Below are 26,485 nucleotides of genomic sequence, written 5' to 3'. Positions count from 1 at the left end.
TTGCATATAAGTTGTGCATAATTGAGCTGTATATTAATAGTTTGATCACCATTAAAATACTAATAATCAATGATATGCACAACTTATTTCCTGACATTTTTTAGTGAATTAATTCCGCCAACGGGTTGATATAATCTGTTTGTACTAATTTTCGATTCTGCGGAGTGTATACCTTTTCTATGCTCTTTACTGCTGCTTGATAATAGGTATCTGAAAAATCCTGCGTAATTGTTGTCTTAACAGAAGCACTCAGGTCATTCATTATAGTTTTGGTAAAGCCCAAAAAGCCGCGTCCCCGCTTAAAGACTTTTGCATTCTCATAATTATATGTAATACTATTCGTTCCTCCAATACCATTACTAACACTTACATTCGACACTAATTTGAATGGAGCAGTAAAAGACAGGCAATCATATCCGGAAACAGTTGCAGCTCCTCCTGTTGGAGAAGTTTTTGTATATATGGAAGCATCCGCCATTTTTTTATAAGAAATAGTTGTCACATTCCCATGAGAGTCTGTAGCCGATTTCAGTAAATTGGAAAACCCGGCATTTGACATATACAATTGATATCCTTTCCAGGAATTAGATGCAGATGTTACCAAAAAGCCTAACTTACCGTCACCTCTTGTATCTAAAGGGAAAAAGTTCCATTTATCAGATCCATATGTATTTACACTTGTATATTCTTTAAAGTTACGCCCGTTATCATATCCAGTAAAACATCTGAGAGAACTCATATTATCCGAAGATTTATCAACAGCAAAAAAATCATCATTCCCATCACCATTCAAGTCACAGACATAAATATCTTTAGAAAAAGTATTGAACTTTTTTGGAAAAGAGTGACTCTTAAACCCGACCCCTGTTGATAATAAGGTCTGCCACTCCCCCCATTCCATATTATTCCAACCTGTCAGTAATATATCTATTTTTCTGTCACCATTAAAATCTCCGAAGCTCATTTTATGATTCTTATTCGGAAAAGTTCCAGTTCTGCTTCTATGTAACGATCCAGCTCCATTATTCTCCATATAGTCATAACCGTCATCATGAAAATTAATAACTTCAGCCAACCCATCACCATTAAAATCCCAGACTTCAACTTGATCCCAATTCATTTCTGAAAGGATAGGGCCTGTTTTAACTGTATTAAATGCAGTTAAAGTACCGGAAGAATAACCAGACATGCATATTTTGTAATCCTGAGAACCACTCTTATTTTTATAATACACAAATAAGTCCATTGCTCCATCCCCATTAAAATCTGCTACTCTTACACCATGCGGACGAGATTCAGTAGTTATACAAGGTCCGGCTGTAAATCCACTACCCGTACCATAATAAACAAAATAATTATAATAAGTAACAGATGCTTTATCTAGCTGATCCCCCAAGGTATCTGGTACCGAAACTGAGTCAACTCCATCAAGGCTATTAGCAACTGTCTCTCTGCATGCCAGAAAATCAGTAATGCCATCTCCATTATAATCGCCAGGAACCGGTTCCTTAAACCTTTCCGGAAGAGTCCCTGATCCGGAATAGGTTAGTTTATTACCATCTGTATCAGCCAAAAACAATCGCCAGCCAGTCCATCCGGCATCATCCATAGGTGTAGCCAAAAGGTCTGTTCTACCGTCTCCATTGTAATCACCCAGAGAAATATAAGCTTTATTTATGTAATTTGTAGCACTTGACGATTGGTCATATATAACTTGTTCATGTTTAAAATCCGTATTTTTATACCAATTGAACACTATTGGTTTAAGAGTTTCATTATCTAATCCGGTAACTGTAATTTTAGATAAAAGATAAGTAAAATCATTTGCGTCAAAATTATAAGTCATTGTATATTTTCGATACAAAGAGGTCCCATAGTAAACACCTATCTCACTCAATAACTTACTTTCTTTAAATTCACTACCTGCAATATAGTTCAAATTAACAGCATTATTACGATTTGAATAAACAAATTTCACAGAACAATAAGGTGCAGAGCCTTCATTTCCTGTATAATCTATTTGTTTTAAACGGATTTCTCCATTGCTATCATTCTTTTCATATATATATGTATAATAATTACCTATACGATCCTTTACTTTATTAAGCATCCAAAATGCAACCTGACCTTCATGAGGAGACTGAGCATATAATTTGGAATCTGAAGTATTACCATATTCCATTATTAAACCTTCTTTTGTCCTTACCTCAAAATGTGCAGAAGAAGTATTCGGGGAGATACTTTTTATCTGCGAATAAGGATTCATCTCTGTCCGATATTGACCCATTGTTGCATTATACATCAAACGATTGCCATCCAGCATATAATTATCAGTATTATTGAACTTTATATCACTTATACTACCATTATGAAAAACAGTTGTATTAGTACGGGTAATGGAAGATACAGCTGACAATGAAAAACCTTTTCCCATAATGCCGTCTCCCGAAAAACTATTATAGACAATTGAAATATCAGGTTTTATTCCGGCAGTACCAGGAAGTAAATCAATTGGAATATTATATGTTGCATTTCCAACAGGACCAATATCAAAAGAGCCGGATATATTCGATGTATTCTGAGCTAGTCCCTGAAAAGGAATGATTATTGATAATAATATATAGAATATGTATTTAGTCATAATTTATGTTGATATAATTAAGATTTCATTCAACAATACTAACTTGTCGCATGATTCGATTACCGGAAGCATCATAGATAAATTCGAACATCAGTTGAGATTGCCCTATTTTTATATTCAATATACTTCCTAATTCTCCCACAAAAGGGCCATTTAATGTAATATTTTCCGGAGCAACCAGTGTCAAATTACCATTATTAGTAATTGTCACATTCTGTACAACAAGAGTATTACATCCCTGAACCGAAACCGTCGAAGAGACTGTCCGGTTTTCAAAAGTATTGACACATGAGCCTGTAGCAAAGACAGATGTGCTATCTGAGCATTCTTCTGTTCTTAGACTATCAGATATAATCCGACCTGAATTATCACTTAGTTCTTTCCCGTTTTTGAAATCTTTCGAAGATAAGGAATTCACAAATCCAAATAACAAGAAAGATAGTATACATATCTTTATGTATGCCATAAACATATTTTCTCTTTTCATAGAAAAATCAGTTTACAAATTTCTTCAATGTATCTGCTTTCTGTCCGTCCACATACAACGCATAGATAAACGTTCCCAAACCAATCTCGGATGGATTTATTTCCACAGTATCATTTGTGGTCGTCAAGGTTATTTTCTTTAACATTCTTCCAGCAATATCAAACACCTGCAAATATGCATTGGAAAAAGTAGAAGGCAATGTATAAGAAACTGAGGTTCCGGCTCTATTATATAATTTTGCTCCTTCAATAAGGATATTATCTGTAGATGTAGAACGTAATAGCGACTTACTTTCCTCTGGTAAAAGACTCTGCAAAAGATCTATTTCGTTTTGTTGTGCCTGAATAGTTTGTTGCATTTCTTTGAGACTTTCTACGATCAGAGGTATAAAACCGATATAATCAATCGACTTGACTCCATTTTCATCTGTCTGTACCAGTTCCGGTAAAACCTTCTCTATATCTTGAGCCAAAAAACCAATCCTTTTCCGACTAGCATCTTCCGCTTCTTTCCTTTCAACTGCATTCTGGTAAAGTTTGTCTTCACTCTCCTTACCAGTCAAGCCCGTATTTGAAGAAAGTTCATTGCTGATGCCATTCTGCATATTCTGAGCTTCGGTAAACTTTGAGGCATCCTGTTCGCGATATTTATTAATTTCAGAAAGTTTATAATTATAGCTAACTCCATTTAGCTGACTTACAATATTTAATGGATTTTGAAGTGTCTGAACATTCTCTTTCAACCGAGCATCGGAAGTTATATTCACACCATTTACCCGAAGATTCGTATTAAAAATAAAATTACTATTCGATGCCGGAGCGTAATATGCTACAATATTATTTGCTTGGCCACTTGTAGTTAAATAGATACCCCTTTTCCCATGTAACCAAAGTTGATCCGTATCATCCGCCCCATATTCCCCGATAAAGACATTCCATCCTTGATTTGGATATTGTCCAAAATCACCGAATGTCAATTTTGAACCGGAACGCATGTCACCATAAGGACCAAATATCTGCATTGTTGTTACATTCAGAGGATCTTCTGTCGGATCTGTTCTAAGTGTTCCTGCTTGGACACGACCATTTTGTAATAATCTCAACTGAGCATTTGAGGTAAAACATAAACAAGTAATTAAAACGGTTAATAGGTAAATCTTCTTTTTCATATTCATATAGTTTATTTATATTTTTTCATTCAACAGTAAATATTCCAGTCAATTCTCCACCCTCTGAATCTTTAAATTTAATAATATGACTACCATTAGATAATCCACTCAATTCAATAAGTGATTTAGAATCTTTGAATACAGATATTACGTCTGAATAAACAATTGAATCCTGATTATTACTAATTGTAATTTCTATTTTTCCTAATGCATTCAAATAATAAACCATCAAAGCATTATCTTCCTGAAAAACTTCAATTGATTGAGAACTACTTCGCGTTGTCGGAGTAGACAAACGTCCTTTCAAATATACTTTTGAAGAACTTGCCACTGTACATAATTCTTTATTACCAGAGGCAAATACATTAGTTTGAACACAAGGCATAAAAAAAAAGCCTGCTACTATTAATGTTCCGAATAGTGTTTTAGTCTGATTCATATATTTATTCTTTATTATGTTAATTTGGAAACAAATTTAGTTACTATTCGCTATCACACTACACGTATATAACTTTTTACAGAACACAATCAAAAACAACAAGCTAATAATCAACCATATAAAAAATACACAATATAACTTTTCAACTAACAGAAAAGGTTCATCAATTCAATTTTTCATTTAAGAAGTCACGCAAATTAGTAAAAGCTACAATATCTAAACTTTTACGTATAGCAGAACGCTTCATATTTATTGTATTTACACTCAAATTTAATACAATTGATATTTCCGCTGTTGAAAAACCGGAATAGGTCAAACAAAGAATACGATATTCTATTTCTTTCAATTGAGGATATAATTCTTTTAACCTGATAAAAAAATCATTATGCAATTTATTCATTACATCATATAAGACATCCCAGTTCAAAACATCCTGACCATAGATTATCTCATTTATTTTTTTATCCAAAATTCATCTTTATGAGATACATCTTTATTCATATAAATCTTTAAACTGGACATTTTCTTTAAAACATTAAAATGTTTAAGTAAATAGGAAGTAAATGTTTGTTCCTTTTCATCATATTTTTGGGATAAAATATTCAAATGCGTTATTTTTTCTTCTAATTCTAATATCTCATTTTTATGTTCTTTATATTTTCTGAATAATAAGAATATCGAAATAATAAAAAACAATATTCCTAATATTAAACCGATAAAGATATTTGCTCTTTCCAGTTTTAAACGAATATTATGTAATCGAACCTTTTCATAATCGTATTTTTTCTGAAGTTCCAACAATCTTTTATCCTGATTAACATCAATTATCTGCAAAAGATTCTCAGCATACATTTTATAATATGTCAAAGCCTCCGGATAATTTTTAAGGAGTTCCTCTCTCTCTGAAAGAAGCTGAAATAAATTAGCCTTTATATATACATCCTTTATGCTATCTTTCCTTTGCAACAAATAGCTCATATAGACATTTGCCGAATCTCCTTGATGACTTGCAGTATACAAATCTAACAAAGACACATATATTTTTATTTGATTATCTTGATTGGATGTGTATTCCAATGCTTCTTTCAAAAATCGAATAGCTTTTGTTAATTCTCCTTTCTGGGCATATAATACACCTAAGTTTTGTCGAACGATAGATTTCTCCTGGCATAATTTTTCTCTATCAACTAAATGCAAACATTCCATATAATAAAAAAGAGCACTATCCGGTTGTTCCAAATACTGAAAGCAATCACCTATTTGAATATAAGTAATAAGTTCACTTTTCAAATTTCCGACCTGTTTATAAAAAGAAGCAGACTTTCGAAAACTTAATATTGCTCCCTCACTATCAAACTGATTTAATAAAAGAACTCCAATAGCGTTCCGAATCAGTCCCCTCAAATTTATATTACCGCCTTTTTCCGCATACCCATCAGCTTCCAGAAAACATCTCATTGCATTTTCGCCGTTTCCACACTCCTTGTAATAACAACCACAATAATATAATGCCAAAGCGATATTAGGATTATCGTTCTTTTCCAAATAATAATCCCGTACGGAAAGAATAGTCGAATCGGATGTGATATCCTGATACGATTTATATTCAGCCTGAATTTTTAATAGGACATATCGATTATATTCTTCTGCGTTCAATTCCTCTGGGTAAAGAATAGAGCCCAATATATACAAAGCACTATCAGGATCAGTTTCTAAAAGAGATTCTGATTCAGAAAATATCATTTCGTTTTTTCCAGACCCACAGGAAAGACACAATAGGATCTGAATGAATAAGATAGGTAGTATATATATTTTCATAACTGTATATATTATTTGCGTTGTCCCTTTGTTTTTCCGGCATTCTCTCTAATCGTAAAATTACACAAAGAAAATTACTCAAACAATACATACAGCCATTATTTTTCAATAAGATTTTACCTTTCAACCATATTTGTCAATCCCAAAAACTTATAAGTCCAATCAACCTAAGATATTGAAATGTGATAATAAAACACATTTCCCCACATAATAATGGCAAATACAGTAATTTATCCCTTCCCTTCATCGTTCGCCAGCAAATACATCACCTTATTCCGGTATCCTACTCTGACTAACACCCCTTCCTCCACAAATTTTTTCAGATCGGCCTCAGCCCGGTATCGGGAGCAACCGATAGCTTCTGCATAGCTGCGAGGACTGATACTGTCCCAGGTAGCAATATGACTCAACAGTTTCTTTTTACGTTCTTCCCAACTATCCGGCTTCTTTTTGTCTTTCACATATACCAAATCGATTTGCCGTAATTTTTCACGCAAAGAAGTGGAACAGCGATAGTTGATCCCGTCTACATAAACCGTATTATTATCGGTTTTTTTCTTATTCGGAACAGTTCTCAATGATGGAGAGAAATATCCCAAATCATCCAACTCGACATGACAGCCATCTTCCAGAGCCAACTCGATCACCCAGGCAAACGAATCCAGAACGCTTTTCACTTCCGCTGATGAGACAGCCGAGCGTTCGCTTATCAGCCTGCATACTTTCTCCAGATTATATGTGCCCTGGCTGATTGCACGCGCATGGGATAATTTACTTCCTTTCCGACCATTCGGTTTAGGTGTTGAATAAACTTTAAATTTTATAGCCATGATATTATTTATTAGGTTACGTACTATTGCTTCTTACATGCCATACTAATTTGAATTACTACCGCGACTAATCAACGGTTGATAACCGTCCGCCGTATGGCTCATAATTATCGACCATACGGCTCACAACTATCAGCCATACGGCCGATAATTATAAGCCATTGAAGTCTTTCCGTTCAAAGATACGAAAGAATGAAGGAAATTATTCTCTTGAATACTTATTTTTTATAGCATCTGGCAATTTTTATTTTTTCAAATTCACTTCTGTTCTTAACTGTTTACACTATACATGAAACTCATCTAATTGCCGACCGACTTTTCACCATTAGACCTTAATAAGAATTAATAATTCTGATTATCGCAATATATTTCTTACTTTTGCAGGTTAGAAATGGTAGGAACACCATAAGAAGTAAAATGGAAAAGGAAAATAATCCCATATACGAACGTAATACGCTGGAGTTTGTAACTGTAGCGCTAGAGTTTTGCACATTTGTTGAAGCAGCCGGACAAAACGGCCTTTTTGATTTTATGGACAAAGCTGTAAAGATATTGCCCTTGCTTTATCTGAAGGCAACGCTTTTGCCGGAAGTGGAATCTGATGAAGATGCCGAATCGGAATTGTTCGTAACAGAAGACATGTACGAATCTGTTCGTACCCGGATCGCAAGCCTGTTGGGAGAAAAAGACACCTATCTGGAAACTTTCCATCCGGATATGCAGTACAGTGACACGCCTATCGCTGCATTTATCTCGGAAAACCTGGCGGATGTTTATCAGGATGTCGGTAATTTCGTTTCTCTTTTCCGTCAGGGATACGAAGAAGTGATGCTTCAGGCTATCGCCTTATGCCGTACCAACTTCCGGGAGTTCTGGGGACAGCAACTCCTGAATGCACTGAAAGCTCTTCATGCTGCCCGTTACAGTGATGATGAAATTATAGAAACGAACGAGGAATGATGACACAATATACACACACAATATCAAAAGAAGAAATATCACTTCTTGAAATAGAAGAATTTCCCGGTAGGATTATCGTTATCGACACCGAAAAAGATGCAGATAAAGCGGTTGAATACCTGTTACAATTTGAGGCTGTCGGTTTCGATACGGAGACACGTCCCAGCTTTAAAAAAGGTACGCGTTATAAAATCTCGTTGATGCAGATATCAACAGACGAAGCTTGTTTCCTGTTCCGTCTGAACAGAATCGGTATTCCTCAACCGCTCGAAGATTTCATGGTAAACGACAAAATATTAAAGATCGGCCTTTCCCTGCGCGACGACTTCGGCGCCATACGGAAACGGACAGATATCAAGCCGGCGAACTTTCTGGATCTGCAAAATTATGTCGGACAGTTCGGTATCGAAGATGCCAGCCTGCAAAAGATATATGCTATCCTTTTCGACAAGAAAATATCGAAAGGCCAGCGCCTGAGTAACTGGGAAGCCGATGTACTGACCGAACAACAGAAGAAATATGCAGCCCTCGACGCCTGGGCCTGCCTGAAGATATACAACCAATTGAATCAAGATAAATAATAATGAACTATTGTAAAGTCTTTCTCAAACCTAAAAAGGAAGAATCGTTGCTGCGCTTCCATCCGTGGGTGTTCTCCGGAGCTATCCAAAGCATTGAAGGTAACCCGGAAGAGGGCGACCTGGTAGAAGTGTACGGAACAAACCAGCGTTTCCTGGCTATCGGCCACTATCAGATCGGTAGTATTGCCGTACGCATTTTATCGTTCAAGCCGGTCACTATCGACGCAAAATTCTGGGAAGAACGTATACGCGTTGCTTACACTCTCCGCAAGGAGCTGGATCTGGCAGAAGTAGAAAACAATGATACATATCGTCTGATTCATGGTGAAGGGGATAATCTTCCCGGTCTGGTGATCGATATCTATTCTCATACGGCTGTTATGCAGGCTCACTCGGTTGGTATGCATTATGCCCGTCATGATGTAGCCGAAGCATTAAAGACTGTCTTGGGAGACACTTTACAGAATATTTATTACAAATCGGAAGCAACTCTTCCCTACAAAGCCAACCTCGGGAGTGAAGATGGCTATTTATATGGTGGAGAGGTAGAAGATATTGCCACAGAGAACGGCTTGAAATTCTGCGTAGACTGGCAAAAAGGACAAAAGACAGGTTTCTTTGTAGACCAGCGTGAGAATCGTTCGTTACTGGAAAAGTATGCGAAAGGTCATTCGGTATTAAATATGTTTTGCTATACGGGTGGTTTTTCTTTCTATGCCATGCGTGGCGGTGCCGAAGTGGTTCACTCGGTAGATAGTTCAGCCAAAGCGATTTCGCTGACGAATAAAAATGTGGAACTGAATTTCCCAGGAGATTCGCGTCATAAAGCATTTGCTGAAGATGCCTTCAAATACCTGGAAAAGATGGGAAGCAATTACGACCTTATCATTCTCGATCCTCCTGCATTTGCCAAGCATAAGAATGTATTACGCAACGCTTTGCAAGGATATCGCAAACTGAATGCGATCGCTTTTGAAAAGATCAAACCGGGAGGTATCCTGTTTACCTTCTCTTGCTCACAGGTGGTCAGCAAAGAGAATTTCCGCCTGGCAGTGTTCAGTGCTGCCGCACAATCAGGACGTAGCGTACGTATCCTGCATCAATTGACGCAGCCGGCCGATCATCCGGTTAACATTTACCATCCGGAAGGGGAATATCTGAAAGGATTAGTTTTATACGTAGAATAAAAAAATCACTCTCGTTTACAACCGATAACTAAAAAAGGGAACCTTCCGGTTCCCTTTTTTACATGACCAAATAACTACAGAATGTTTATTTGGCAAACAACTCCTTATTTATAATTTACAGGATACCCTGTGCCATCATTCCTTTTGCAACTTTCATGAAACCTGCTACGTTTGCACCTTTCACGTAGTTGATATAACCATCCTCAGAACCGTATTTTACACATTGTTCGTGGATAGATTTCATGATACCTTTCAGCTTTTCGTCTACTTCTTCTCTTGTCCAGCTCAGTTTCATTGCATTCTGAGTCATTTCCAGACCTGATACAGAAACACCACCGGCGTTAGCGGCTTTACCCGGAGCATACAGTATCTTAGCTTCCAGGAAGGCATCGATAGCATCCGGAGTAGAAGGCATGTTTGCTCCTTCAGAAACGGCGAAGCAACCGTTAGCTAACAATGTCTTGGCATCGTCTCCCGTTAATTCATTCTGGGTTGCACTCGGCATAGCGATATCGCATTTTTCACCCCAGGGACGAGCACCCTGTACATATTTGCAGCCATATTTTTCTGCATATTCACGAATACGTCCGCGGTACAGATTCTTCAGCTCCATGATATAATCCAGTTTTTCACGGTCGATACCTTCCGGATCATAGATGTAACCGTCAGAGTCTGACATTGTAACCGGCTTAGCTCCCAGTTCGATCAGTTTTTCAACTGTATACTGAGCTACATTACCTGAACCGGACACAGCTACCACTTTACCTTTGATGTCGATATTACGAGTCTTCAGCATTTCCAGCAGGAAGTAAACGTTACCGTAACCGGTTGCTTCCGGACGGATCAACGAACCACCGAACTCGATACCTTTACCTGTCAGTGTGCCTGTATTCTCACGAGCCAGCTTCTTATACATACCGTACATATAAGCGACTTCACGACCACCCACACCGATATCACCGGCAGGCACATCAGTGTCAGGACCGATATGACGCCACAATTCCATCATGAATGCCTGGCAGAAACGCATGATTTCAGCATTTGACTTACCACGCGGGCTGAAGTCGGCACCACCTTTACCACCACCCATCGGAAGTGTCGTCAGTGAGTTCTTGAAAGTTTGTTCGAAAGCTAAGAACTTAAGGATAGATTGATTTACCGAAGCATGGAAACGGATACCGCCTTTGTACGGACCGATCGTGTTATTATGCTGGATACGATAACCCATATTTGTCTGTACCTGTCCTTTATCGTCTGTCCATGTTACACGGAAAGAGAAAATACGATCGGGGATACAAAGACGTTCGATCAGGTTGCTTTTTTCGAATTCAGGATGTTCGTTATAAGCTTCTTCGATAGTGCCTAAAACTTCGGCAACTGCTTGATGATACTCGGGTTCGTTAGGAAATCTTCTTTTTAAGTTGTCTAAAACTTCATTTGCCTTCATAGAACTGTTTATTTAGAATGTTATACCACTTTGCTATTTTACGCTGTTCTTTTAACAACGTCGCAAAGGTAAGCCATTTTTTCATACCAGCAAATATTTGAAAGAAAAAATGATAAAAAAATATCATTTCGATATTTTAAGAAGACAAATGTGACTAAATGCTATTCATTCCTACGCTTTATGTTCTTATAGACAGGAACGAACACAATGATAGCTGATGCAACCAGGGCAAATATCACATCAAAGGTTATCTTTTCACTGTATGTAAGCAGCATGTAGGCCAAAACGCCCCATAATAAAGTAAGACATACCGCCTGACTATTTGTTATCTTTCTACGCGCCATTTATTACATTTGTTTAGTTGGAAGAGTATTCTGATCCAAAAAAGATTAATAATGCCAAAAACACAGCTATAATCAGAAATAAGATGACAATTTGCTTTTCAAACGCAAGGTTTCGCAAAAAAGGGATATGACGAGTCCAGCCTACAACCACACGGATCTGCTCGGGCTGCTCTTCTTCGGCCGGGATATCATAACCTCCTTCTTTCATTATTTCCAAGGCCTGAGGGACATCGCTCTCCAGTATCTCCACACGGGCACCACCGACGTCTACGTAGCCAGCCATTACCTGACTGCTATATTCATTACGAAGATAACACCCGACACCTTCCGACTTGAGTAATGCCATCAATGTCTGAGCCTCTGCCGGATATTGAAACCGGGCTATTTCTACCATCTTATCCTTATTATCCATAAGCTTGTCTTTTCTGCAAAGGAAGTGATTTTGACTTACATGAGCAAGTTTTCTGCGATACCTGTTGCCTGCCGGATACGATCGGCCATACCGATGCCGCCTTTTATATTGCCGGCCAGGATCAATCCCGGATATCGCGCTTCGAGCCTGTCGATCGTAGCAAAACGTTCGCCGCTACTCAACTCATACTGAGGGATGGCACGGGGATGGCGGAAAATACGGATCATATCCGGTTGCACATCGGCCGGGAATTTCAGCATAGCATGAAATTCGTGAGTGATCAATGCCTTCAATTCGTCATCCTCCAGACGGGTCAGTTCCACATGCTTCACTCCTCCGATAAAGAAAGAAAAGAGAGCGCCTCCTTTCGGGGCACGGTTATCGAAGCAGGCAGCCGGGAAAAGGATACCCAAAACATCTTTTTTCTCGCAGGAAGGAACCAGTCCTCCAAAAGCATTGAAACGAAGTTTTCCGGTATTACGCACACCGACACTGGCCTGTACCACCGGTGCGTATTTCAAATTACTTATCTTACTCATTTCTTCTTCCGGAATAAAAGGAAGAAGCTCCGGCAACGCATAGGCACCGGTGGTCGTTACGACCTTATCAGCCAGGATGGTTTGCTTACCTTCCTGAGTCGTATAGCTGGCCAGCCAGCCCTTTTCTGCCGGGCAGATGGTTATGCCGGAAGCCGACAGGGTGATATTCTTTTCACCGATAGCTACGGCCATCGTCCGGGTCAGGTTATCCAACCCTCCGGCAGCGGAAAAGACTTTCTTGGAGGCCAGGCGGTCACGGTCCGTCTTCGGTTGACGGGCTTTCGCGATAGTTCCTTTAATGAAACCGCCGTATTGCTGCTCCAGGTTATAGAGCTTGGGCAAGGCATAACGGGTGATCAGGGTCATCGGATTACCGGCATACACTCCGGAGAGGAACGGGTCGACGGCATAATTCAAGAATGACTTGCCTAACCGCCGGGCGGCCAACTCTCCTACCGATTCGTCAGGGTTCGTACCTTTTGCGCGAAAAGGTTCTCCCAGGATACGGAACTTATCGCCGAGGGTAAACAAAGGAGTGGTAACCGCACTGAATAGACCCGAAGGGAGTTCACGGAATGAGTTTCCTTTCCAGATCAGACGGCGCTTCGCCTCTTCGTGAGCAGTTTCCAGCTTGCAGTCGGGAGATAAAGCCATGAACAGTTCCGCTACTTCGGGATAAGAAACTACACCGGTATTCGGTCCGCTCTCAAAGATAAAACCCTCTTCACGAAAGGTATGGATCTGCCCTCCAACACGGTCGCTACATTCCAGTATATGCACTTGTTTTCCTCCACGTACCAGATGAAAAGCGGTAGTCAGACCGGTTAGCCCGGCTCCGATTATCAGAATATCCGTAGTATGCTGTTCCATATCAGACTGGTTTAGAAAATGATTTATTAGAATGAAGCATCAGCTTATCCAGCGATGCAGCCACGTTACGAACAAAAAGAGCACCTTCGGAAGTCATGCGGATATGGTCATCGTCGTATTCGACCAGGCCGTCTGCGGCAAAGTCCCGCATACGTTTTTCATCATAAGCAGTTGCTGCTTTTACCTCATCTACGGGGCAAGACAGGCGGGTAGCCACATCCTGCCAGTTCAAGGTATAGTTACACATCAGCGTTTCGATCACTTCACGGGTGATCTGTTCGTCGCGGCTTAATGTATATCCTTTGGCTATGGCAAACGCCCCCCCCTCGATCTGTTCGATATATTGGTGAATATCTTTACTGTTCTGTGTATAAGCGGAACTCAGCTGGCTTATGCCCGTCACACCGAAAGCATACACCTGTCCTGTGGTACGACGGGTACAATAGCCTTGGAAGTTACGGTGCAGCTGTCCGTTTTGCCGGGCGGTATAGAGTTCGTCGTCTTTTAAAACGAAATGATCCAGACCGATGGTTTTATAACCGGCATCGCCCAATATTTCTTTCGCAGCTTCAAACATACGACTCTTTTCCTCACTGGCGGGAAGGCCGGCTTTTTCCAGGATCAACTGTTGCCGGTTGACCCAGGGGACATGCGCATAAGAAAAAGTAACCAAACGGTCCGGTCGTAAAACGGCTGCCCGGGTAATGGTCTCGGAAAAGCTCTCGGCTGTCTGGAAAGGCAATCCGTAAATAAAATCCATATTGATACGTGCTCCTTTGCTGCGAAGGATCCGGAAGATCATTTCGACCGGCAGTAAGGAGGGACGACGGTTTACCGTCTTCAATACCTTTTCATTGAAATCCTGAACACCCAGGCTAAAGCGGTTAAAACCGGCTTCGGTCAGGTACTGCCAATATTCTTCATCCAGGTATCCGGGATGGCATTCCACGGCTATTTCCGGCTGATCGATCGTTTCAAAACCGGCTAACAGATGTTCGTTCAGTTCTTTTAAAATATATACCGGCATGGCTGTAGGGCTTCCTCCGCCATAATGTATCTGGGATATTTTTCGTCCCGGAGCCAGCTGCTCTTTCACTCTATCGATCTCCACATGTACGGCTTCTATATAACGTTCCACCACATTCCGGTTCATCATCGCAAACGAATTACATCCGCAATAATGACAAAGATGACGGCAGAAAGGAATATGTACATAGAAAGAGATATGTCCGGGACCTGCGGCATTAGAGGCTTCTATGGCAGTTTCATAATCTGCATTTGTAAATGTATCCGTAAAATAATTGGCCGGCGGATAACTGGTATACCTCGGAACCGGCACATTGTATTTCTGTAATAAGTTTTGTATCATAACTATGCTGTTTCTTTCTCTTTTCCGAACACGATCAATATATACACAAGCGACAAGAGGGCGAGGCCGGCCTCAAAGAAAAACAATCCGTGATAGCCGGTATAATCGGCTATCTTCCCGCTCAGTATGGCCATCAGCATTCCGCTCAAATGCGTAATCACAGTCTGTATCGTAAAATCCGTTCCTTCCCGTCCGGGGCGTACGCAATCCATAGCGGTAGTATATACCACAATGGTAGCCATCCCATAGCTTCCCCAAAGCAGGGCTATACCGGCATACAAGAGTTCGGTTGTCGGTGTCGTATAAGAGAGAGCCAGAAAATAGAGCGTCGCTAGCAAGACAAAGAGGGAGAACAACAGCCGTCCGCGATGCCGTCCGATGCGGCGGACGATAAAGCCTCCGGCAAAGGAAGACAGGAAGCCGCAGGCAGTCCCCACCACCCCACTCATTACGCCAATCTCTTTCATCGAATAGCCCAGGTCGACCAGGTAAGGCTTCAACATTGCCAGTGTCCCGATCAATCCCGAATAATAGAGGAACAGGAAACCGATCTGTTTCCATATTTTCTTTTGAGTGAAAAAGTAGAAGACATCGGCTTTCTTTGCCCGTTCGTGGGTATCTTTCGGCTGAATAACAATTCCTTTATTAAAAAACAAGGGGAGCAGAGCCACTATAACAAACAAAGCCACGCAAGGCAGGAGACTGTTCCATCCCAACTGTTTAAACAACAACAGCAGCACCCCGCCACCGATCAGCGAACCACCGAAGCTGCCCATCGACTGCATACTGTTCGCCAGGCTTTTATCTTTCCGGCTGAACGAGAGAACGGCCAGGGCATCGGTCGCTATATCCTGCGTGGCAGAAGCAATGAACGAGACGATGATTAAGCCTATGATGGTATAAAAATCTGTTTTGAAATCAAGGAAAGCAACCGCAAAGATCAGTACGGCATAAATAAGTTCGGAAGAGAATATCCAACGCTTATAGTCGCCCGTCGTCCGGGCATGACGGTCTACCATCGGCGACCAGAGGAATTTCAGTATCCAGGGCAGCTTGATCAGTTGCAGTAATCCTATGGCTGATAAAGAGAAGTTCTCCTGCCGCATCATGACCGGGATGACGGTGGAAAAAAAGCTCATCGGTATCGTCTGTGCGATGTACAGACAAAAAAAGGTTCCGAGATTGAATATTTTGTTTTCTTGTTTCATGTTTTTCTTTATATATCATTGTCGGCTACCACCGAGAGCGATACTTTTCTGTCAGGCAAGCTAAAGGGAAATCGCCACACTTCCTCCGATCGTGAATGGCCGGCCCCGTTGTGCCAGGCCTTTCCCTCCCGATTCAAAATAGAAAGCGTTATATTGGGTATCCGTTATGTTTTTAGCCCAGATTGCAAAGGTAGCAAATCCTTTGGTTGCAGAAACTTTTCCGTTCAATTGTCCGTAATAAGACTGAGAAACTTTATTGTCTTCCTTCCAATAGATCCGGCCCGTCCCGGTATAGTTCAGACTGACGAGGAAACGGTCGATATGGGAGCATGGATTCGATATCGTGTAGTCGGCTCCGACGGCAAAGGTATGCGAAGGAACCATCGGCAGCCGATTGCCGGAGTAATCGATATTTTTCTTTTCATCGACATATTCCTTAAATGTGGCATGAGTAAAGCCATAATTCACCTGCACCATCAGGCCGTTCACCGGGTTTCCCTGTAAAGTGACTTCCACGCCTTTACTAACGCTGCGTCCGGCATTCGTCAACATCGATCCCCTGCCGGAAGGAAGCGTCTGGCTGATCTGCTGATTCTTCCAGTCGATCCAGAAAAGGGCGATCTCGGCACGCAACCGGTTATCGAGAAAAGGGTGTTTCCCTCCCAACTCATAGTTCCAGCTACTTTCGGGATTGAAAGAGCGGTCTTCCTCACGTTCGAAAGAGGTATTAAAGCCACCAGTCTTGTACCCCTTCGTCACGGTAGCATACAACAGACCGGTAGAGGGAAACATATATTGCAAAGCAATCTTGGGCGTCACCTGGCTAAATTTCAGTTTACTGTAAAAATCATCTGTCCGGCTACTGCTACCGCCGGCATCTTTAAAAGCCAGATAATCGGTAGAAGCCCGTTCGTAATCGTATCGGACCCCGAGGGTCAGGGACAGACCGTCCACCAGCAGGCTATCCAACGTAGACTGGTGATAAAGGGCAAAACCGTAAGTGGGAGTATCATATAATTTCCGCGTACTGTATTGGGCAGACAGATAATCCAGCGTCACCGTATTATCGATCCCCTGCCAGAAACCGAAAGCACCGAACAGCCACTTATAACGGCCGGCCGTTGTCGATTTGATATTAAATTCTTCCGACAGCATCTTCTGTTTCTGATCCTGCCTGGCAAAATAGATGCTCTGTACAGAAAAATCCTGGTCGATCCCCTGGTGATCCGAGAGATATTGGAAAGCGGTTTTACTGCTCAGGCTGTAACCCGTTCCCCGATACTCGACCGTCAGCCCGGTAGTAGACATGGCCCGTTTATAAAAACTATAATCGTTATAATCGACATCGCCCGGCCGATGCGTCAGGGAGTCGCAAACGGCGTAAGGATAGCCACCCTGTTTGGAATAATCATACGAACTCATCAGGCCCAGCGACAATCGGTCTGTCGGTTTCCATTCGAGACGGATACGTCCTGAACCGGTTTTCTGATCGTCAGCTTTCTTATCGGTATACAGGTTGGTGAAATATCCGTCACTCCGGTTATAATTGGCGGAAAGGGCATAACCGAAAGTTTCCCCGATCTTTGCATACCTGGAAAGGGCATAATCGCGATTACCATAGGTACCGTTAGAGATAAAGGCGTTCGTTCCCTGATATTTCAATGGCGATTTAGTATATACGTTAATGATACCTCCCATCGTGTTACGTCCGTACAGGGTCCCCTGCGGGCCACGCAATACTTCCATCCGGTCTATCTCGGTGAAGTTGAAATCGAAAGCCGACTTTTCAAAGTAAGGTATGCCGTCTACGTAAAGCCCGACCGAAGGGGCATTGATCTTCGAACCGATCCCACGGATATAAACGGGTGAAGTCAGCTTCGAACCGTAATCCGGCATAAACAGGTTCGGGATAAAGGAACTGAATTCCTTGATATCGGTGATATTTTTATTTTGTATCGCTGTCCCTGTTACGGACGAAGCCGATAATGGCTCCAACCGCAGATCCCTGTTCTGCTTGAATGATTGTACGACCACCTCGTTCAGATCGACCTGACGAACTTTTACGGTATCCCGGTCTTCCGCCTTAACAGATAATACGGAGAGGAAGAAACAACAAGATAAGAGTACTATTTTCATATAATTTATTTATAAAAAAAGGTGAACCAAAATGACAGGTTTTGTAGGGGTGGGGTTTGCCCACCCTTTGCGACAATAATATAACAACCGGTGAAGAAGGGCGGGCAGACCCCGCCCCTACGGCCGAACCTGCCTGTTCCATTGTGACGGCGCCTGTAAGGGCGGTTCGCGAACCGCCCCTACCAACGCACTACATTCAAATCTGTCAAATAATGAAACATTCAAAACTGATAAATTTAAAATGTTACAGCAACCTCCGCTCCTATCTGGAACGGTTTGCCTTTTTGTATGAATGAGTTATTGAATGATTCGAAATAGAAAGCCTGATAATCCGTATTCGTGATGTTACGACTCCAGACGTTGAGGTTAACGGCACCTTTGCGAACACCTGCTTTGCCGTTTAACACACCATAAAAGCTCTGGCTGATATCATTCTCTTCCGTCCAGAAAATCTTACCGGCTCCGGTGTACTGGGCGGAGACAGTGAACTGGTCGAGCCAGCAATTACGTAGCAACTTGGTGTATTGCAATCCCAGACTGACGGTATGACGCGGGGTATACGGGATAAAATTATTTTTATAGTTCGTCTCCTCCTCGTTCTTATCCAAGGTAGCATAATCACGGAAAGTGGCACGGGTAAAGCCATAATTCAAGTCGGCGGTCAGACCTGTTGTGATAAGGCTGCGGAGACTGACCTCCACACCATAACTATCGGCTTTGCCTCCGTTTGTTATCATACGACCGCTACCATTCGTGGCAAATGTAGTCAACTGCAGATCGCTAATATCCATATAAAATAACGTCAGTTCCATATTCAAACGATCTTTAAGCAATTCACTACGAACACCGATCTCATAATTCCAGCTATGCTCCGGTTTGTAAGAAGCAACATCGGATACAGGCGGCAATTCCGGATTTTCAAACATCCCTCCCATTCCCGACGGCATTATCTGTTTTATTTCTTCCTTCAAGTCGTACTGTGCCTGAGCCTGCACCAAATCACCAAACATCTGCACATTATATCCTCCCGTTTTATATCCTTTGGCAACAGAGATATAAGTAAATGTTCCCGGTGAACACTGATAACGCAGGGATGCTTTAGGTAGTAGTTGCAAAAAATCCTGTGACTCTTCTCCCGTCAGGCGGGAAGTTACAGGAAAGTCCTGATTAATGGTCGGCATACCCGGAGCCATACTGGGTAAAAACATATTAATCGTCATGCCTTCCACCGATGAATCATAATTCATCTTCGCCTTTTCATAATCCAGACGCAGACCGGCCGTCAGGGATAGTCCGGGAATAAACAAATCATTATATGTCGATTGGTGAAACAGGGCCAAACCATAAGTAGGCGTTTCAAAATAGCCGGGAAAATATATCTGATCATTTTCTCCTTTAACGGTAAACTTTGGAAAAGGAATCTTGTCGAAAGCTGCCTGTAGAACCTCTTTTATACCATCCTTCTTAAACATCACCGGCCCATCCGTCTTCAGGCTATTGTAAAAGCCGTAAGCCCCGAAACTCCACTGGTAATTCTTCTTATCGTTCGAACGGATCGCCACTTCTTCGCTCCAGGCATATTGTTTCTGTTTCTGGTTGAGGGTGAAGATAGACTTTTCGGTATAGTCCTGGTCCATTTTCATGTCATCCTTCAGATACTGGTAAGCAGTGGTCGAAGAAAGCAGGAACTTATCGGTTTTCCATTCCAGGTAAAGGCTATTGTTCAACATATTACGTTCATAAGAACTAGGGTCGTTGATACGGATCGGTTCTACGACTCCCGTCTCCTTATTGTAAAGTCCGTACGGGAAAGCCCGTTGATTAACATAATCGTAGTTGAATGTATATTGCGCCTTCAGGTTCGGAGTGATCAGCCAGTCCAGTTTGAAACGTCCGCCTGCCGACTCTTCCTTATCCGCCCGTGTGTTCTTCAGTTCATTGACGAAAAATCCGTCGTTCCGATCGTAATAGCCACTAAGGGAAATACCTACATTATCGCTCAACTTCCGGTAATGTGCTCCCTTTGCCTTGAACGCACCATAATTTCCACCGGATAAGGACAGTTTCGTTCCCTGGTAATTGAAAGGTGACAGGGTATAAATATTCACGATACCTCCCATCGCATTACGGCCGTACAACGTTCCCTGCGGACCACGTAACACTTCGATACGCTGGATATCATTCAGTTCGAAATCAAATGTGCTCTTATCGAGATACGGTACATTATCTACATATAGCCCGATCGACTGCCCGCTGCTTCGTGCACCGATACCACGAATATAAATGGCCGAAGTCATCTTGGAACCATAGTCCGGCATATACAGGTTAGGGACAAAGGAACTGATATCTTTCAACGCATCGATCTGGCGTCCGGAAATTGCTTGCGGGGAGAGGATAGACACGGAACCGGGCAACAAACGCAAGTCATTCGTCTCCTTTGTCGAAGAAGTTATGATAACTTCATCGATGTTATATGTCTTAATAGTATCATTTTTGTTTACATTCACCTCATCGGCTTTCAACGATTGCAAACCGAATAAAGAGCTTGCAGCCAGGACATACAGGTAGCATTGTTTCATCGTATTCGAACTATTAGTATTTTCTGATTGCAAAGGAACAGGAAAGATACAAGGCCATCAATCACTACATGTAGTGATTTTAACATGCTATTTCTACAATTCTATATCATCACCCGAAATAATCCCGTTCATGATAGCGTAGAAGGTAAGGCCGGAGACGGTTTTAATGCCTAGTTTGGCGGTAATATTTTTGCGGTGGGTCAGAACAGTGTTCAGACTGATGCTCAGTTTATCGGCAATCTCTTTGTTGGTGATACCTTTTACGATCAATTGAAGGACATCGGTTTCACGGGTGGAAAGGTCTTTGTTCGTATCCCCGGATAAATTACCGGAATTATCGTTGGCCAACAATTGCTGCAACTGCTCGATGATAATCTCCTGGGAAGCTTTTATCGTGATATGATTCGTTGTAGAGATACCACCGTCGCCTTCTCCCCCATTGATTAACACCACCGTCTTACTACGGCGGGGAAGGAAAAAATCACCGTTCATGACCTGTGTCTCAGGTGAGGTAAAATAATAATCGAACGTATCGTTACAACCGTCAACATTGAAAGCATCGAACGTAGGAAACCAACACACTTCCACAGGAGGGAAATAGTCGGTAAGCAAGCTCTGAAGGCCAATGCTCTGCAAAGTATCGGATAAAATGATCGCTATTTGCCTGGTTCTATGCATCAACAAGGGTTATTTACAAAGTTTCTCCATCGCGGAAACCATCGGAGTAAGAATACGGTAACGGATGCGGTTGTGCTGCTTGATATCTTTCGCGAGACTGCTGATCCCGAAGATCACGGCATAACATAAATTCTCGTTATAATCGCCCGAAAGATGTTTAACCATGATACCTTTCAGGTCGGAAAGCAGGGCTTCAATAGGATCTTCCAACCGTTGCTCGCCACCGAGCTGAAGCACTTCGGCTCCGTCCGAGGCCTGGCAGCCGTTAATCTTTTCACTTAAAGACAGGCAATAGGGAAACCATAGCTGATCGTCTTTCTCTATGCGTGATGTCAACTCCTCCTTAAAAGAAGAGAAGAACTTGCCGATCAGGTTCAACGTATTGTTGCCCGGTGTACTCATAGAGATAAAAGAGGTAAGATGCCGCTCTATATTCGGCAGTTGATAACGTAAATAATACTGGTTGGTCTTGGTCAGGTAATCGATGATCTGCGAAGTATGGAATGTTTGCAGTTTCCTTTCCGGAAAGTACTCTTCATTCAGGAACGTGTTGATCACTATCAGTAGAAAGTCGGTATCCAACTGATATTCGTCACAGATCTCTTTCACCGATTTGTCGCCTAATCCAAGACGGATACCAAACCGGTTGATTACAGGAATGAGCGAGGGATGTTCCTCCACCACCTCGCTCATTTGCATATTAGGATATACTAAAGGCATAATTTATGCTTCTTCCCATTGTTTGCGTAATAATTCCACTGCGGCAGGAAGAACCGTGTTACGATCACCCTGACATCCGCATTCGAAACTTACATATTTATCATAACCCAACATCTTCAGGCCTTTGAAGCCATTCACATAGTTATCTGCATCACCATCCTCACCCGGCATGCTGCGTCGTTTACGGCTTGCCACGTGTACGTGTTGCAGATAGTCGCCCGCCGAGAGGAACGCTCCCATATCGGAAGTTTCTTCCCAGGTCATATGCCAGAAGTCGCCCATGCAACGAACGCCCGGATTGTTGATATCCCTGCATACGGAAGCCGCATCGGCTACCTGACGCATATAGAAACATTCTTTGCGGTTCAATGGTTCAAAAATAACGGTGGTTCCGTTCTGAGCCGCATGGTTACCCATTTCGTTGAACTGTTCGCAAAGGAAGTCGCGGGTTTCCTGGTTATGAGGAAGTGCCGGCACCTGTCCGTTGAACGCCGGAACGATGATAACACCCGTCGAACCCAGCTCACCGGCTGCCGTGATGATCTCTTTCATCGTATCCATACATTGCTTACGGATAGCCGGATCGGTAGAGAGGATAAAACCTTCGAAGCCTGCACAGATGGCACTGACTTTGATGTTACGTCCGTTCAGGGCTTGTTTGATCTCACCCACACGGTCTTTCAACCCGCGTCCGCCCGGCTCAAAACCGACGATACCCATCTTCTCCATGTAATCGAACTTCTCGTTCAGGCTTTCACCCGGAGGAGTCCCTTCCTGGAAAGAAAGGTTCAACTTCGCCTTACTGTTGCAGCAGGATTTAGTTTCCGGACATGTTTCCGGAGAAGAAGCCTTGCCGGCACAGGAGGCCAATGCACCGGTGCTTACAGCAGCAACTGCGGCACCGGACAATGTTGTTCTTAAAAAGTTTCTTCTATTCAGAGTCATATCTTATTTCTTTTGTTCAAGAGGTTTACCCGGAACCGGAACAGTAAACGTACTCATATCCATCTTACCCAGATTCAGGTCTTTCGGAGTATAATCCAGCGGAGAAGCAGTCATTGCATCCCAGGTTGTTTCAGCACCGGTATAAGCCGATTCGCGTCCCATGATGGCAGCCATATTGGCAACGGCTGTTTCGGATGCCTGCTGAAGCGGTTTGTTACCACGGATACTGTTGATCCAGTTCACATGTTCCAATGTATACGGGTCAGTCTGTTTGAAGTTCGCTTTCTCTGCTTCATAATCGTATTTCCATACTACATTACCGGCAAGATCTTTGATCTCCATAGTAGAGCTATCCCATGAACCTTTTGTTCCCTGGATAAATTCACTTACATTGCTTACGCAACCGTCAATCTGACGACACATACTATGCATATGGATACCGTTCTCCATAGTGAAGTCGATACTGAAGTTATCATATTGGTCACCTGTAACACGACGATGACGAGAACCGAAACCTACTGCTTTTACCGGTTTCAGACCACTGAACCAAGTGAATACGTCGATATTATGTACATGCTGTTCAACGATATGGTCACCGGATAACCATTTCCAGTTCACCCAGTCCTTGATCATATATTCGCAATCGTTCCATTCTTTCTGACGTTCACGGAACCACAACATACTCTGGTTCCAGTAAACAGTACCGCCTGTAATCTCACCGATCATGCCTTCCATAATCTTCTTATAAGATTCTACATAAGGACGCTGGTGATGACGTTGTGTACCTGTGATCACGCGTAAATTCTTAGCATCAGCCTGTTTAGCTGTAGCCATTATCGTACGATAACCTACCGGGTCTACACAAATCGGTTTTTCAAGGAATGAATGTTTTCCTTTTTCTGTTGCATATTGGAAATGTACCGGACGGAATACAGGAGGAGTTGCAATAATAACTACATCTACTCCACTGTCTATTACTTGCTTATAAGCATCCAGACCTACGAAGCGCTTGTCGGCCGGTATGTCGATATTCTTATCTTTTTTCAGCTTTCCAGCCAGATCATCTACTCTTTCCTGGAAAGTGTCACCCAATGCAACGATTGTTACACCATTAGCGGCATTCAGGAAGTTGAAAGCTGCACCGGAACCGCGTCCGCCACAACCGATAACACCGGCTTTCAGTTCCTGTCCATCTGTTGCCAGGTCAGGCAATTCGGGTATGTAATATGTTCCGGGTTCTTTCAACGGCTTCAAAGCATTCGCTTTGCTTCCACCGTCACAAGATGTTAAAACACTAGCCGCACTACCTGTACCGATTGCACCCAGTGCACCAGCCATAGCCGAGCTTTTTAAAAACGATCTTCTACTGATACAGTTTTCCTTTTTCATGATATAGCAAATTTAAAGAATTGATATAATTTTTACACTAGTCTACTACTTAATTGAGGCATCCGGCTCACATACTACACGGAAACCAATACCGCGTATATCTGAGTACCACCAGATACTCTTAGGTTGCTGCGGGTCTGTCTTCAACCACGCATCATGTTTGGTATAGTCGCGGGCTGCCGAACGAACATCTGCAGCGTCCGAAGTATAATTACCTCCGCGTACTACCCATTCTGTTCCTTCAGTCACCAACGGATTTGTTACAGCATTACCTCCCTTGCTGTAAGCTTCGGGATCGTACTTGTCTGCACAATATTCCATGACATTACCCAACATATTCTTTAATCCGAACGGATTGGCTTTCACCAGATCCGGTTCTTGTGTCTTATTCTTACTGTTCTTACCGTAAATAACGAACGAACTGATGCTGTCGGTCTTTGCATCGAAGAACTTACGCCAGAAACCCTGATCCGAGAAATCTTTCGGGCTACCGGAGAAGAAGTAAGGAGTTTCCGTACCGCCACGGGCTGCATATTCCCATTCGGCTTCGGTCGGCAGGCGGTATTTCTTGCCTGTCTTCTTTGACAACCACTGGCAGAATGTTTCAGCTGCATAATGTGTCATCGTGATAGCCGGACGATCGCCGCCACCCCATCCCTGATCCGGGAAACCGAACGGAGGAGTCGGACCGGAAATAGCATCTACATCCGGGTTACTGTTGTTTGCATATACAGTTTCGGGAGGTGTACGCCCTTCACTCATCGTGCTACCGTAGAATGCCCAGTACTGATCCCAGGTTACTTCCAGTTCAGCCATAAAGAACGGGCTGACAGTTACCTCACGTACAGGAGCTTCATCCGGTTTGTGGAACGGTTCTTTCGGAGTACTACCCATCTTGAATGTTCCGCCGGGGACAGCCACCATATTAAACGACACCGGAGTGCCGGGGATCTGTTCCTTGAAATCGGCAAAGGCTGTTACCGCTGCCGGTTCTTTAAAATAGAGACTTGTATCGATTGCACCGGCACCGGAAGCCATACCCGGTACACCCGCCATCTTCGAATGGTTATAGTTCGGGTTATAGTGTCCCGCATCCAGGTGGCAACTGATACATTGCAAGTCCAGTTTCTTTTCATTCTCATCATAATAAAGATGCGCTGTGATACCATCGTTCGTAATCCCTTCGGGGAATAGATTCTGGTGACACTCTTTACATGATTCGTTAGGGATATATTTTACGGCATGCTCCAGTTCAGACTTTGCATTCCAGTCGAAATCGGCACTGTCTTTCGTCATGAAAGACCAGACATCTTTCAAGCCCAGTTTCGCTTTTGCCGTATAATGGTTCCATGTATCGTTTTTAGGCGGGAGGTGACAGTCCACACAATGTACTTTCACTCCACTTCCGTTATTTACGTGTTTGGATAGTTTCCAGCTATTCTCCACATGCGGGTGCACATGGCACATCATACAAGATTCGTCGGAAGAAAAATAGACTGAAGTATTGTAGGCCAGGATCATAACCCCGGCACCGAAGACTACTCCAAGAAGGAGCATAAAAGTCTTTCCTCTAAAGAAAGACTTCTTTGGATCTGATGAATATCGGTTAGAATTTTTGTTAGTAGCCATCTGTTTTTATGGTATTCAATATTTTACACTTAGTCTGAGAATTAGATTTAAAAATCGGCAATAAAAGTAGTATTTTCCTTAATATAAAGAAAGCACAACCGGCCTATTT

Annotated in this window: 23 protein-coding genes; 3 read left to right on the top strand and 20 right to left on the bottom strand. The window is 42.4% G+C overall.

All coding sequences use genetic code 11. From position 1 onward, the window contains the following. Window positions 1-100 precede the first annotated feature (100 nt). The 7 genes from M1P97_RS15645 to M1P97_RS15615 all read right to left on the bottom strand — a co-directional run bounded on the left by M1P97_RS15645 (window position 101) and on the right by M1P97_RS15615 (window position 7,383). Complete coding sequence (locus tag M1P97_RS15645; protein WP_249389563.1) at window positions 101-2,641, bottom strand: FG-GAP-like repeat-containing protein; 2,541 nt, start codon at window positions 2,639-2,641, stop codon at window positions 101-103. 25 nt (window positions 2,642-2,666) lie between these two features. After that, window positions 2,667-3,128, bottom strand: coding sequence for a hypothetical protein (locus M1P97_RS15640; protein ID WP_249389562.1), 462 nt, complete (start codon window positions 3,126-3,128; stop codon window positions 2,667-2,669). 7 nt (window positions 3,129-3,135) lie between these two features. Then, window positions 3,136-4,296: a tail fiber domain-containing protein gene (locus M1P97_RS15635; protein WP_249389561.1), complete on the bottom strand. Its 1,161-nt coding sequence runs from the start codon at window positions 4,294-4,296 to the stop codon at window positions 3,136-3,138. Window positions 4,297-4,321: 25 nt separating this feature from the next. After that, window positions 4,322-4,735 carry a DUF3244 domain-containing protein gene (locus tag M1P97_RS15630; protein ID WP_249389560.1) on the bottom strand — a complete coding sequence of 138 codons (414 nt, stop codon included), beginning with the start codon at window positions 4,733-4,735 and terminating at the stop codon, window positions 4,322-4,324. Window positions 4,736-4,898: 163 nt separating this feature from the next. After that, on the bottom strand, window positions 4,899-5,204 hold the full coding sequence (locus M1P97_RS15625; RefSeq protein WP_249389559.1) for a helix-turn-helix transcriptional regulator: 306 nt from the start codon (window positions 5,202-5,204) through the stop codon (window positions 4,899-4,901). Further along, complete coding sequence (locus tag M1P97_RS15620; RefSeq protein WP_249389558.1) at window positions 5,189-6,553, bottom strand: tetratricopeptide repeat protein; 1,365 nt, start codon at window positions 6,551-6,553, stop codon at window positions 5,189-5,191. The genes M1P97_RS15625 and M1P97_RS15620 overlap by 16 nt, the downstream gene beginning before the upstream one ends. 230 nt (window positions 6,554-6,783) lie before the next feature. Continuing rightward, window positions 6,784-7,383: an HU family DNA-binding protein gene (locus M1P97_RS15615; protein WP_195371841.1), complete on the bottom strand. Its 600-nt coding sequence runs from the start codon at window positions 7,381-7,383 to the stop codon at window positions 6,784-6,786. 417 nt (window positions 7,384-7,800) lie between these two features. On the opposite strand from M1P97_RS15615, the gene M1P97_RS15610 reads away from it, so the two are divergent. From M1P97_RS15610 to M1P97_RS15600, 3 genes are read left to right on the top strand one after another with little or no spacing between them, the layout of a single operon-like run. Next, on the top strand, window positions 7,801-8,343 hold the full coding sequence (locus tag M1P97_RS15610; RefSeq protein WP_195371840.1) for a DUF5063 domain-containing protein: 543 nt from the start codon (window positions 7,801-7,803) through the stop codon (window positions 8,341-8,343). Further along, on the top strand, window positions 8,340-8,924 hold the full coding sequence (locus M1P97_RS15605; protein ID WP_028726123.1) for a 3'-5' exonuclease: 585 nt from the start codon (window positions 8,340-8,342) through the stop codon (window positions 8,922-8,924). The genes M1P97_RS15610 and M1P97_RS15605 overlap by 4 nt, the downstream gene beginning before the upstream one ends. 2 nt (window positions 8,925-8,926) lie before the next feature. Beyond that, window positions 8,927-10,111, top strand: coding sequence for a class I SAM-dependent rRNA methyltransferase (locus M1P97_RS15600; RefSeq protein WP_195371839.1), 1,185 nt, complete (start codon window positions 8,927-8,929; stop codon window positions 10,109-10,111). Window positions 10,112-10,226: 115 nt separating this feature from the next. Here the strand turns inward: M1P97_RS15600 and M1P97_RS15595 are convergent, their stop codons facing one another. The 13 genes from M1P97_RS15595 to M1P97_RS15535 all read right to left on the bottom strand — a co-directional run bounded on the left by M1P97_RS15595 (window position 10,227) and on the right by M1P97_RS15535 (window position 26,376). Continuing rightward, the gene (locus tag M1P97_RS15595; RefSeq protein WP_195371838.1) at window positions 10,227-11,558 is read right to left on the bottom strand and encodes an NADP-specific glutamate dehydrogenase; all 1,332 of its coding nucleotides are present in this window, start codon (window positions 11,556-11,558) and stop codon (window positions 10,227-10,229) included. A 161-nt stretch (window positions 11,559-11,719) separates the two neighbouring features. Next, a complete protein-coding gene (locus tag M1P97_RS15590; protein WP_046148455.1) occupies window positions 11,720-11,902 on the bottom strand; it encodes a hypothetical protein in 183 nt (60 codons plus the stop codon). A 13-nt stretch (window positions 11,903-11,915) separates the two neighbouring features. Further along, complete coding sequence (locus tag M1P97_RS15585) at window positions 11,916-12,314, bottom strand: putative signal transducing protein (RefSeq protein WP_195371837.1); 399 nt, start codon at window positions 12,312-12,314, stop codon at window positions 11,916-11,918. A 35-nt stretch (window positions 12,315-12,349) separates the two neighbouring features. Beyond that, window positions 12,350-13,723 (bottom strand): protoporphyrinogen oxidase, encoded by a 1,374-nt coding sequence (gene hemG, locus M1P97_RS15580; RefSeq protein WP_249389557.1) that lies wholly within the window; start codon window positions 13,721-13,723, stop codon window positions 12,350-12,352. A gap of 1 nt (window position 13,724) precedes the next feature. Continuing rightward, the gene (gene hemN, locus M1P97_RS15575; protein ID WP_249389556.1) at window positions 13,725-15,092 is read right to left on the bottom strand and encodes an oxygen-independent coproporphyrinogen III oxidase; all 1,368 of its coding nucleotides are present in this window, start codon (window positions 15,090-15,092) and stop codon (window positions 13,725-13,727) included. A gap of 2 nt (window positions 15,093-15,094) precedes the next feature. Next, window positions 15,095-16,300, bottom strand: a complete 1,206-nt coding sequence (locus M1P97_RS15570) for an MFS transporter (RefSeq protein WP_249389555.1) — start codon at window positions 16,298-16,300, stop codon at window positions 15,095-15,097. 60 nt (window positions 16,301-16,360) lie between these two features. Next, complete coding sequence (locus M1P97_RS15565; protein ID WP_195371832.1) at window positions 16,361-18,436, bottom strand: TonB-dependent receptor; 2,076 nt, start codon at window positions 18,434-18,436, stop codon at window positions 16,361-16,363. A gap of 236 nt (window positions 18,437-18,672) precedes the next feature. Further along, complete coding sequence (locus tag M1P97_RS15560) at window positions 18,673-21,015, bottom strand: TonB-dependent receptor (RefSeq protein WP_249389554.1); 2,343 nt, start codon at window positions 21,013-21,015, stop codon at window positions 18,673-18,675. Between the two features lie 93 nt (window positions 21,016-21,108). Continuing rightward, window positions 21,109-21,693 carry a helix-turn-helix transcriptional regulator gene (locus M1P97_RS15555; protein WP_195371830.1) on the bottom strand — a complete coding sequence of 195 codons (585 nt, stop codon included), beginning with the start codon at window positions 21,691-21,693 and terminating at the stop codon, window positions 21,109-21,111. A gap of 9 nt (window positions 21,694-21,702) precedes the next feature. Next, window positions 21,703-22,392: a helix-turn-helix transcriptional regulator gene (locus M1P97_RS15550; RefSeq protein ID WP_195371949.1), complete on the bottom strand. Its 690-nt coding sequence runs from the start codon at window positions 22,390-22,392 to the stop codon at window positions 21,703-21,705. A 24-nt stretch (window positions 22,393-22,416) separates the two neighbouring features. Next, window positions 22,417-23,358 carry a sugar phosphate isomerase/epimerase family protein gene (locus M1P97_RS15545; RefSeq protein WP_195371829.1) on the bottom strand — a complete coding sequence of 314 codons (942 nt, stop codon included), beginning with the start codon at window positions 23,356-23,358 and terminating at the stop codon, window positions 22,417-22,419. Between the two features lie 3 nt (window positions 23,359-23,361). Continuing rightward, the gene (locus tag M1P97_RS15540; protein WP_195371828.1) at window positions 23,362-24,747 is read right to left on the bottom strand and encodes a Gfo/Idh/MocA family oxidoreductase; all 1,386 of its coding nucleotides are present in this window, start codon (window positions 24,745-24,747) and stop codon (window positions 23,362-23,364) included. Window positions 24,748-24,792: 45 nt separating this feature from the next. Then, window positions 24,793-26,376 carry an SUMF1/EgtB/PvdO family nonheme iron enzyme gene (locus tag M1P97_RS15535; RefSeq protein ID WP_249389553.1) on the bottom strand — a complete coding sequence of 528 codons (1,584 nt, stop codon included), beginning with the start codon at window positions 26,374-26,376 and terminating at the stop codon, window positions 24,793-24,795. Window positions 26,377-26,485 lie beyond the last annotated feature (109 nt).

This window comes from Parabacteroides leei, from assembly GCF_023369805.1.
Lineage (GTDB): Bacteria > Bacteroidota > Bacteroidia > Bacteroidales > Tannerellaceae > Parabacteroides > Parabacteroides leei.
Note: the sequence above shows the minus strand (reverse complement) of the source record. Positions and strands in the feature narration are given on the sequence as shown.

What these genes read in the sequence shown, in the direction of transcription:
- M1P97_RS15565 (WP_195371832.1), bottom strand. Translation starts at nt 18,436, where the DNA reads ATGAAAATAGTACTCTTATCTTGTTGTTTCTTCCTCTCCGTATTATCT.
- M1P97_RS15585 (WP_195371837.1), bottom strand. Translation starts at nt 12,314, where the DNA reads ATGGATAATAAGGATAAGATGGTAGAAATAGCCCGGTTTCAATATCCG.
- M1P97_RS15560 (WP_249389554.1), bottom strand. Translation starts at nt 21,015, where the DNA reads ATGAAACAATGCTACCTGTATGTCCTGGCTGCAAGCTCTTTATTCGGT.
- M1P97_RS15620 (WP_249389558.1), bottom strand. Translation starts at nt 6,553, where the DNA reads ATGAAAATATATATACTACCTATCTTATTCATTCAGATCCTATTGTGT.
- M1P97_RS15535 (WP_249389553.1), bottom strand. Translation starts at nt 26,376, where the DNA reads ATGGCTACTAACAAAAATTCTAACCGATATTCATCAGATCCAAAGAAG.
- M1P97_RS15550 (WP_195371949.1), bottom strand. Translation starts at nt 22,392, where the DNA reads ATGCAAATGAGCGAGGTGGTGGAGGAACATCCCTCGCTCATTCCTGTA.
- M1P97_RS15605 (WP_028726123.1), top strand. Translation starts at nt 8,340, where the DNA reads ATGATGACACAATATACACACACAATATCAAAAGAAGAAATATCACTT.
- M1P97_RS15540 (WP_195371828.1), bottom strand. Translation starts at nt 24,747, where the DNA reads ATGAAAAAGGAAAACTGTATCAGTAGAAGATCGTTTTTAAAAAGCTCG.
- M1P97_RS15600 (WP_195371839.1), top strand. Translation starts at nt 8,927, where the DNA reads ATGAACTATTGTAAAGTCTTTCTCAAACCTAAAAAGGAAGAATCGTTG.
- M1P97_RS15545 (WP_195371829.1), bottom strand. Translation starts at nt 23,358, where the DNA reads ATGACTCTGAATAGAAGAAACTTTTTAAGAACAACATTGTCCGGTGCC.
- M1P97_RS15630 (WP_249389560.1), bottom strand. Translation starts at nt 4,735, where the DNA reads ATGAATCAGACTAAAACACTATTCGGAACATTAATAGTAGCAGGCTTT.
- M1P97_RS15615 (WP_195371841.1), bottom strand. Translation starts at nt 7,383, where the DNA reads ATGGCTATAAAATTTAAAGTTTATTCAACACCTAAACCGAATGGTCGG.
- M1P97_RS15595 (WP_195371838.1), bottom strand. Translation starts at nt 11,558, where the DNA reads ATGAAGGCAAATGAAGTTTTAGACAACTTAAAAAGAAGATTTCCTAAC.
- M1P97_RS15590 (WP_046148455.1), bottom strand. Translation starts at nt 11,902, where the DNA reads ATGGCGCGTAGAAAGATAACAAATAGTCAGGCGGTATGTCTTACTTTA.
- M1P97_RS15635 (WP_249389561.1), bottom strand. Translation starts at nt 4,296, where the DNA reads ATGAAAAAGAAGATTTACCTATTAACCGTTTTAATTACTTGTTTATGT.
- M1P97_RS15555 (WP_195371830.1), bottom strand. Translation starts at nt 21,693, where the DNA reads ATGCATAGAACCAGGCAAATAGCGATCATTTTATCCGATACTTTGCAG.
- M1P97_RS15610 (WP_195371840.1), top strand. Translation starts at nt 7,801, where the DNA reads ATGGAAAAGGAAAATAATCCCATATACGAACGTAATACGCTGGAGTTT.
- M1P97_RS15570 (WP_249389555.1), bottom strand. Translation starts at nt 16,300, where the DNA reads ATGAAACAAGAAAACAAAATATTCAATCTCGGAACCTTTTTTTGTCTG.
- M1P97_RS15645 (WP_249389563.1), bottom strand. Translation starts at nt 2,641, where the DNA reads ATGACTAAATACATATTCTATATATTATTATCAATAATCATTCCTTTT.
- hemN (WP_249389556.1), bottom strand. Translation starts at nt 15,092, where the DNA reads ATGATACAAAACTTATTACAGAAATACAATGTGCCGGTTCCGAGGTAT.
- hemG (WP_249389557.1), bottom strand. Translation starts at nt 13,723, where the DNA reads ATGGAACAGCATACTACGGATATTCTGATAATCGGAGCCGGGCTAACC.
- M1P97_RS15640 (WP_249389562.1), bottom strand. Translation starts at nt 3,128, where the DNA reads ATGAAAAGAGAAAATATGTTTATGGCATACATAAAGATATGTATACTA.